Source organism: Mesorhizobium sp. M7A.F.Ca.MR.362.00.0.0 (genome assembly GCF_004023175.1).
Classification (GTDB): domain Bacteria; phylum Pseudomonadota; class Alphaproteobacteria; order Rhizobiales; family Rhizobiaceae; genus Mesorhizobium.
This window is the reverse complement of the sequence record NZ_RZTF01000275.1, coordinates 1-8,879: the sequence shown is the minus strand read 5'-3', so window position 1 is coordinate 8,879 and position 8,879 is coordinate 1. Positions and strand designations below refer to the sequence as shown.

Here is an 8,879-nt window from a genome sequence, read left to right as displayed (position 1 = left end):
CTGCCGATGTTCCACTGCAATGGCTGGTGCTTTCCCTGGACGCTTGCCGTCCAGGCCGGCACCCATGTCTGCCTGCGCTGGGTGCGGCCGAAGCCGGTCTACGATGCGATTGCCGATCACGGCGTTACCCATCTGTGCGGCGCCCCGGTCGTCATGTCGGTGCTGATCAATGCCAGGGAGGAGGACAAGCGCGAATTCCCGCAGACTGTCACCTTCAACACCGCGGCAGCTCCGCCACCGGAAGCGGTGCTGTCGGGGATGGCCGATGCCGGCTTTGCCGTCACCCACCTCTACGGCCTGACCGAGACCTATGGTCCGGCGGTCGTCAACGAATGGCATGGCGCCTGGGATGATCTCGAAAAGGGCGAGCGCAGTGCCAGGAAGGCGCGGCAGGGCGTGCGCTATGCGGCGCTCGAAGGCCTGACCGTCATGGACCCCGAGACGATGCGGACCACACCGGCCGATGGTGAGACCATCGGCGAGGTCATGTTCCGCGGCAACATCGTCATGAAAGGCTATTTGAAGAACCGCAAGGCGAGCGACGAGGCCTTCGCCGGCGGCTGGTTCCACTCCGGCGATCTCGGCGTCATGCACCCCGATGGCTACATCCAGCTCAAGGACCGCTCCAAGGACATCATCATCTCCGGTGGCGAGAACATTTCCTCTATCGAGGTCGAGGACGCGCTCTACAAGCACCCGTCGGTTGCCTCTTGCGGCGTCGTCGCCAGGCCCGACGACAAATGGGGCGAGGTGCCTGTTGCCTATGTCGAGCTGAAGCCCGGCAAGGCCGCGACCGAAGCCGAGATCATCGATCACTGCCGCGCGCTGCTTGCCCGGTTCAAGGTGCCGAAGGCGGTCATCTTCGCCGAAATCCCGAAGACCTCGACCGGCAAGATCCAGAAATTCCGGTTGCGCGAGATGGCGAGGGGGACTTAAGCCTCGTCGCTGCTCTCCTCCAGTTACGACCTTTGCGATTGGGCAAAGCCTCCGCGACTTTCGTCGGTTCCCTGTCACCATCTGTCACCAGTCGTACGTGTACACCGAATCCGCATTGACAGGTCGCTCTTTTCAATTTACGAATGACGAAAATCGAAATTCATCACTCGTAAATCGATAGAGGATCATGTCCGAAGCCGCCACCATAGTCGCCGAAGCCGCCCGACAGGAAAATGTAACGCGCATTCTCGATTGCGCCGAGCGCCTGTTCCGGCACTATGGCTACGGCAAGACCAATGTCGCCGACATCGCGCGTGAGCTCGGCATGTCGCCCGCCAACATCTACCGTTTCTTCGCCTCCAAGGTCGAAATCCACCAGGCCGTCTGCGGCCGTATGCTCGGCGCCAGCTACAAGATGGCCTACGAGATTTCGCGCCTGCCGGTCAGCGCCGAGGAGCGGCTTAGGCGTTACGTGCATGCGCAATACAAGATGACGATGGAGGTCATGCTCGACGACCAGAAGGTCCACGAGATGGTCATCGTCGCCCTCGAACGGGACTGGGGTGTGATCGACAAGCATGTCGACAGCATCCACGACCTGTTTGCGGAGGTGATCCGCGACGGCATCGAGGCCGGTGAGTTCAGACAACAGGACCCGGTGACCGCGTCGCGCTGCTTCGGTGCCGCAACGGTCATCCTGTGCCATCCGCAAATGGTTGCGCAGTGCCTTGCCAAGACCAACCGGGCGATGCCCGACGATCTGATCGACTATGCGATCAGAGCTCTGAAGTAATAGCCCCCGCCAGCCGGTTGTCGACCATTCATCTCCAGTCGGAGTACCAAGATGTCTTTGTCCAATTTCATCCTTCGCAAGCTGCCAGTTGCCGGCCTGATCGTCGCCACTCTCGGGCTTGCCGGCTGCAGCCAGGAAAAAGCCGAAGTCAAGGATATCATCCGTCCCGTCAAGGTTGTCGAGATCGCGAAGGTGCACGACACCCGCACGCTCTCCTATTCCGGCTCGGTGCGAGCCCGCACCGAGAGCGCTTTGGCGTTCCGCGTCAATGGCAAGATCACCGAGCGCCTCGTCGATATCGGCCAGCATGTGGCCGCGGGCGATGTGCTCGCCCGCATCGATCCCATTGACTACGACCTCTCGGTCAAGAGCGCGCAGGCAGCGCTCGATGCCGCCGAGCGGCAGGTCGAGACCGTGGAGCTTGCCCGCAAGCGAGCCGAGCAGCTTTTTGCCAAGAATTTTGCCCCGAAATCACAGCTCGAACAGGCGACCTTGACCTATGACCAAGCGGTCGCCACGCGTGCTTCCGCCCTTTCGACACTTGCACAGGCGAAGAACCAGGTCGGCTATACCGATCTCAAGGCCGACAGGGATGGCATCGTCACCACGGTCAGTGCCGACGTCGGTCAGGTCGTCGGTTCCGGTACGCCGGTTGTCACTGTCGCCGTCGACGGCGAGAAGGAAGTGCTGATCGCCGTCCCCGAAATGGAAATCGCCGAATTCAGGCCGGGCAAGGCAGTCAAGGCGGGTTTCTGGTCCGACGATGCGCTGGCGCTCGATGGCAAGGTCCGCGAAGTCGCCGGTAGCGCCGATCCGCAGTCACGCACCTTTGCCGTCCGCGTCAGCCTGCCAAACGATCCGCGTGTGCTGCTCGGCATGACCGCCAGCATCGAAGCCTCGGCGGCCAATGAGCGGCAGCTGGTCTCGATCCCGCTGAGCGCATTGGCCGAGCAAGGCACCCAATCGATCGTCTGGACCGTCGATCGTGGCGCCAACACCGTTCATGCCCGTCCGATCAAGGTTGCCGAGTTCGCCGCCGATGGCGTGCGTGTCGCAGAGGGTTTGAAACCCGGCGATGTCGTGGTCGCCGCCGGCACGCAATTCATGACCGAAAACCTGAAGGTGAAGCTCGCCGGTGATGCGGCGCTGCAATCGGCATCCGCGGCAGACGGCGACGCCAAGCAGGTGCGCTGACGACAGACAACCGGCTGCGCGTTCCCGCAGTCGTTGGTTTCCGGGCGGCAGGCGCCCGACCGAGACGCTCGATTGATGTAACCCCCACATCGATCTCGCGTCCCACCGCGATGAGTGCTTCTCCGCTCGGAGAGCCTTGCCGCCCGGAAGCCACTATGAAACCTCGATTTTGTTGCGCTAGATAGATGGACCAGCGTCGATGACCAATTCCACGGAAGAGAAGCGGCCCTTCAACCTGTCGCGCTGGGCAATCGGCCATCCCGCCATTGCGCGGTTCCTGTTCGGCCTGATCATCATTTCCGGCGCGCTCGGCCTGATGCGTATGGGCCAGAAGGAAGATCCCGATTTCACCTTCCGGATCATGGTCGTCCAGGCGATCTGGCCGGGCTCCTCGATCAAGGAGATGGAAGACCAGGTCGTCAACAAGATCGAACGCAAGCTGCAGGAAACGCCGCATCTCGATTTCGTGCGCTCCTTCACCCGCGCCGGCAGCGCCATCATCACCGTGCAGATCAAGGGCGACACCAACACCGCCGAGGTGACCGACGCGTTCTACCAGGTGCGCAAGAAGGTGGGCGATATCCAGGGCGACCTGCCGCAGGGCCTGCTCGGGCCGTATTTCAACGACGAGTTCGGCGACACCTTCATCACCTTGCATTCGATCAGCGGCGACGGCTTCAGCTATCCCGAACTGAAGAAGTTCGCCATCCAGGCGCGCGACATGCTTTTGACGACGCCCGGCGTCGAGAAGGCCGTCATCATCGGCGACCAGCCGGAAAAGCTCTATATCGACGTCTCGTCCAAGGCCCTGGCCGAACGCGGCCTGACGCTGACCGATCTGCAGAATGCGATCAAGGGACAGAACAATGTCGACCCGGCCGGCTCCGTCGATACCGGCACCAACTCGGTACGCATCTCCGTCGAGGGCGATGTCGGCAAGGTCGAGGATATCCGGAACCTGCGCCTGCGCGCCGGCGGCCAGGTCACAAGGCTGGGCGACATCGCCACGGTGACCTCGGGGCTGGAAGATCCGTTCCAGCGCAAATACCGCTTCAACGGTCACGACAGCGTGCAGTTGGGCGTCGTCATGGCCAAGGGCTTCAAGGTTACCGACGTCGGCAAGGATGTCGAGGCCACCTACAAGCGCTTCGAAGAGGCGCTGCCTTACGGGGTTGCGGTCGACCAGATCTCCGACCAGCCGGGCGTCGTCACCGATGCGGTGGCCGAGTTCATGCATGCGCTTGGCGAAGCGCTGCTGATCGTGCTCGTCGTCTCGTTCCTGTCGATAGGCTGGCGTTCCGGTCTGGTCATCGCCATCGCCATCCCGCTGGTGCTGGCTGCGACCTTCGCCATCATGTACGAACTCGGCATCGACCTGCAGCGCATCTCGCTCGGCGCGCTGATCATCGCGCTCGGTCTTCTGGTCGACGACGCGATGATCGTCGTCGAGATGATGGAGCGCAAGCTGGAGGAGGGGATGGTCAAGGTCGAGGCGGCGAGTTTCGCCTATTCCTCGACCGCCTTCCCGATGCTGACCGGCACGCTGATCACCACAGCCGGCTTCATTCCGGTCGGCTTCGCGGCCTCGACCGCCGGCGAATATGTCCGCACCCTGTTCTATGTCGTCGGCATCGCGCTGATCGTCTCCTGGTTCGTCGCGGTCTATTTCACGCCATGGCTCGGCAACATGATCCTCAAGCAGCGCAAGCATGCCGGCAGCCATCACGATGTCTTCGACACGCGTTTCTACCGCCGGCTTCGTGCTACCGTCAGCTGGGCCGTGCGCCATCGCATCATCGTCCTGGTGATGACGCTGGTCACCTTCGGCACCAGCCTGTGGGCTTTCCAGTTCATTCCGCAGAACTTCTTCCCGCAATCGTCGCGGCCGGAAATCCTCGTCGACCTTTGGCTGCCGGAAGGCACCAGCATCAAGGAAGTCGAGGCGCAGGCCAAGGCGCTCGAAACCAAGATGATGGACGACAAGGACAAGCGTTTCATCGCCACCTATATCGGCGAAGGCGCGCCGCGCTTCTTCCTGCCGCTCGACCAGCAGCTGAGCAACCCCAACTTCGCCCAGCTGCTCGTCATGGCCAATGACGAACCGGCCCGCGAACGGCTGATCGTCAAGTTGCGCACCGTTCTGGCTGAAGACTTCCCATCCATCCGTGCCAAGGTCGATCGTCTGTTCCTCGGCCCGCCGACCGGCTGGCCGGTGCAGATGCGCGTCATGGGGCCGGATCGCCAGGAGGTGCGCCGCATCGCCGACCAGGTGAAGGCGAAGTTCCGTGAGGATCCGCTGCTTGGCGCCGTGCATGATGACTGGCTGGAGCCGGTTCCGGCGATGAAGCTGGTCATCGATCAGGATCGTGCCCGCGCACTCGGCGTCACCTCGCAGCGCATCCGCCAGATGCTGCAGGCGGCGATGTCCGGCGCGCCGCTCGACGACTTCCGCGACGGCGAGGAGACGGTGTCCATCGTCGCCCGCGAGCCGGATGCCAGCCGCAGCCTGCTGTCCTCGGTCGACTCGGTCTATATCCCGACCGACTTCGGTGGCTTCGTGCCGCTGTCGCAGGTTGCCAAGGTGGTGCCGGTATTGGAGCAAGGCATCGAGTGGCGCCGCGACCGTCTGCCGACCATCAGTGTGCGGGCAACGCTGCCCGACGGCGTGCAGTCCAATGACGTCGTCACCAAACTGTACAAGGACATGCAGGGCCTGCGTGACGGATTGGCGCCCGGCTATAAGGTCGAGACCCAGGGCGGTGCGGAGGATTCGGCGGAAAGCCAGGCTTCGATCGCCGCCAAGGCGCCGATCATGTTGGCCGTCATCGTCGTGCTTTTGATGATCCAGCTGCAGAACTTCGGCAAGGCGATGCTGGTGCTGGCGACCGGTCCGCTTGGCATTATCGGTGCTGCCGCGGCACTCTTGATCAGCGGCGCGCCGTTCGGCTTTGTCGCCATTCTCGGCGTCATCGCGCTGCTCGGCATTATCATGCGCAACTCGATCATCCTGGTCGACCAGATCGACCAGGACATCGCCGCGGGCATGGACCGCTACGAGGCGATCATCGGTTCGGCCGTTCGCCGTTTCCGGCCGATCACGCTGACGGCGCTGACGGCGGTGCTGGCGCTGATCCCGATCTCGCGCGGCGTCTTCTGGGGTCCGCTCGCCTACGCCATGATGGGCGGCATCCTCGTTGCCACGGTGCTGACCATCCTGGTCCTGCCTGCCGGGTATGCCCTGTTCTTCGGCCGGGAGCCGAAGAAGCGCGGGGCGGAGGGGCGGACCGACGATCTGGAACTGAGCCAGGAAGCCGAAAAGCCGCAACTGGCGCTGGCCGCCGAATAGATCGATCACGCCAGTCGAAAAGGATCGGGCTCGCCGAAGCGCGCCCGATCCTTTTCACTTTTACGAGGTCAGATGACGAAGAACCAGTTGGCGAGCAGCATCACCACCACGCCGGCGACCAGGGTCAGATAGGGCAGTATGCCCGCCTTTTTGACCGAGAGGTCGGCCCCCGTCATGCCGAGATCGGCCAGCATGTGGTCGGGGAACTTGCCCTTGTCCTGGATGTAATGGCGGAAGCAGAACACCGGGATAATCAGGGCTGCCGTGATCAGGCCGGCCCACAGCGCCATCGGATTCCAAACTTTGGCGCCCGCGCCCATGAAGATCATGTTGACATAGGCGAAGATCGCGCCGACGCCGAGCAACCAGCTCGGTGCTTTCCAAGGCCTGGCGATATGGCCGTTGTCGATGCGGTGGATCCAGCCGGCATTGAGGTTGAGGAAGTTGAAGATGATATAGCCGCAGTTCGACACGGCGAGGATGAAGAAGAAGCTCGTCGCGTCGGCAGAGGCGATGGCCAGCACGATCAGGTTGAAGACGAGATCGGTCCACATTGCCCGCGTCGGCGCGCCATGTTCGTTGACATGGCTGAGATAGCGCGGCAGCCAGCCGTCGACCGAGCCCTGGTAGAGCGTGCGTGAAGAGCCGGCCATGGCCGTCATGATGCACAGAACCAGAGCCAGGATCATCAGCATCACCAAAAGGCTGTGGATCAGTGCGCCGCCGCCGACCATGCCGGCCAGCGCGTCGGCGACACCGGAGCCGTCGACGATCGGTGTCGCCAGCATGCCGTTGAGGCCAAGCACGCCCTGGAAGGTGAACGGCACCAGGATGAACAGCAGCATGCACAAAAGGCCGGAATAGAAGATCGCCTTGAACGTGTCGGTGCCCGGGTTCTTGAACTCCGAGGTGTAGCAGACGGCGGTCTCGAAACCGTAGGTCGACCAGGCGGCGATGAACATGCCGCCAAGCACCAGCGTCCAGCCGGCGATGTTCCAGGCGCCGGGTTCGGGCGCGTAGGCTGCCGCCAGCGGCACCAGCGGCGAAAAATTCGCCCAGTTGATCTGGCCGGTGACGATCGGCACGACGCCGACGATCAGCATCGGGATGATGACCAGCAGGCCGATATATTTCTGCACATTGGCAGTGCCGAGGATGCCGCGATGCTGGATGGCGAAGATGATCAGCATCAGCACCGCGCCGATGAAGAAGGTCGCGTTGAGGGTGAACGAGACCGGCCCCAGCGTGTGGCTGTAGAGCGTCCAGTTGCGGATCACCGGCGTTGCCGCGGTGGTCACCGCCGTGATGGCGTCGGCGGCACTCGTCCCGGCATGCGCGGCGATATAGGCGACGACTTCGGGCGAGGCATCGGTGAACAGCGGCACCGGCGCCAACGCGTTGAGGATATAAGCTGCGGCGATCGAGCAGCCGAGCGACAGCACCGGCGACCAGGCGAACCAGTTGCACCACACCGACAGCGGCGCGATGAACTTGGAATAGCGCAGCCATGCGGTGGCGCCGTAGATCGACGCGCCGCCCGACTTGTTTGGAAACAGTCCGGCGATTTCGGCATAGGTGAAGGATTGCAGGAAGCCCATGATCATGGAGAAGATCCAGATCGCGAAGGCCAGCGTGCCGGTCGTGCCGGCAATGCCGCCGATCGAGAACAGGACGAGGGCAGGCACACCGCTCGCCACCCAGAAGGCGCCGCGCCAGTCGATATTTCGGTGCAACTTGCCTTCGGCAAGCGGCTCCAGGACAGTCGTTATCGTGCTCATATGTCTTTGTTCCCCATTTTGATGTTCCCCGTTCGTGACCGCCGCGGCTTCGCTAGGCTCACCATCGACGCATGCATTGATGGACTGCCGGTGTTTCCACTCAGTCGTTTTTTTTTCTTAGGAGTGAAGATTGATCCGGCGCGCTTTCACGTCAAGCGAATTGTCGCGCCGTGCACATCACGCTTGCGAAACATGTCAGCTTCACACTGGCGGGCAGGATTGTTCGGAAAAGGACCAGGGGTCTGGAAACGAAAAACCCGCCGGAGGCGGGTCGCGGCGCAAATCAGCACCATGGACGAATATGTAGCATAGCTGCCCTCAGCAGGTCAAGAAAAAATTCCTATCACAGACTGCCAGCACGGCCTCACTGTCTTGGGAGGAAGGCCGTCAGGAGCGTGGTTTGGTCTTTTGCGGATCGTAGTGGGCGAAGGCGACGACGCGCGCCGGCAGCCGCTTGGCATGGCCGTCGAGCTTGCCGATCTCAACCTCGGTGCCGACAGCCGAATGGGTGACATCGAGCCTGGCCAGAGCGATGGTCTTGTTCAGCACCGGAGAACGCATGCCCGACGTGACCACGCCGATCTGGGCGCGGCCGACATGCACGCAGTCGCCATGGCCGACGTCGACATTGGCGTCGATGTCGAGGCCGACCAGCTTCGTCTGCGGGTGCTCCTTGCGGCGGATCAGCGCCTCGCGGCCGATGAAATCGTCGGTCTTGCTCTTCAGCGGCACGGTGAAGCCGATGCCGGCCTCGAACGGATCGGTCTGGTCGGAGAATTCGTAGCCGGCGAAGATCAGCCCGGCCTCGATGCGCACCATGTCCAGCGCCTGC

At 62.6% G+C, this 8,879-nt stretch carries 6 protein-coding genes; 4 read left to right on the top strand and 2 right to left on the bottom strand.

Features of this window, described 5'->3' with window-relative positions:
- From EOC06_RS26305 to EOC06_RS26290, 4 genes are all read left to right on the top strand, one after another.
- A partial coding sequence (locus EOC06_RS26305) for an AMP-binding protein (RefSeq protein WP_164898741.1) occupies window positions 1-936 on the top strand: 936 nt, incomplete at its 5' end.
- Window positions 937-1,123: 187 nt separating this feature from the next.
- Complete coding sequence (locus EOC06_RS26300) at window positions 1,124-1,729, top strand: TetR family transcriptional regulator (RefSeq protein ID WP_128309153.1); 606 nt, start codon at window positions 1,124-1,126, stop codon at window positions 1,727-1,729.
- Between the two features lie 51 nt (window positions 1,730-1,780).
- Window positions 1,781-2,923, top strand: a complete 1,143-nt coding sequence (locus tag EOC06_RS26295) for an efflux RND transporter periplasmic adaptor subunit (protein WP_128309152.1) — start codon at window positions 1,781-1,783, stop codon at window positions 2,921-2,923.
- A 199-nt stretch (window positions 2,924-3,122) separates the two neighbouring features.
- Window positions 3,123-6,269: an efflux RND transporter permease subunit gene (locus tag EOC06_RS26290; RefSeq protein ID WP_128309151.1), complete on the top strand. Its 3,147-nt coding sequence runs from the start codon at window positions 3,123-3,125 to the stop codon at window positions 6,267-6,269.
- 68 nt (window positions 6,270-6,337) lie between these two features.
- On the opposite strand, the gene EOC06_RS26285 is transcribed toward EOC06_RS26290, so the two are convergent.
- Both EOC06_RS26285 and EOC06_RS26280 read right to left on the bottom strand, forming a co-directional pair.
- A complete protein-coding gene (locus EOC06_RS26285) occupies window positions 6,338-8,047 on the bottom strand; it encodes an APC family permease (RefSeq protein WP_127270074.1) in 1,710 nt (569 codons plus the stop codon).
- 387 nt (window positions 8,048-8,434) lie between these two features.
- A partial coding sequence (locus EOC06_RS26280; RefSeq protein WP_164898740.1) for a glycine cleavage T C-terminal barrel domain-containing protein occupies window positions 8,435-8,879 on the bottom strand: 445 nt, incomplete at its 5' end.

Bases quoted from the DNA above. Each gene is read 5' to 3' on its own strand.
- EOC06_RS26300 (WP_128309153.1), top strand. From the start codon at position 1,124: ATGTCCGAAGCCGCCACCATAGTCGCCGAAGCCGCCCGACAGGAAAAT.
- EOC06_RS26295 (WP_128309152.1), top strand. From the start codon at position 1,781: ATGTCTTTGTCCAATTTCATCCTTCGCAAGCTGCCAGTTGCCGGCCTG.
- EOC06_RS26290 (WP_128309151.1), top strand. From the start codon at position 3,123: ATGACCAATTCCACGGAAGAGAAGCGGCCCTTCAACCTGTCGCGCTGG.
- EOC06_RS26285 (WP_127270074.1), bottom strand. From the start codon at position 8,047: ATGAGCACGATAACGACTGTCCTGGAGCCGCTTGCCGAAGGCAAGTTG.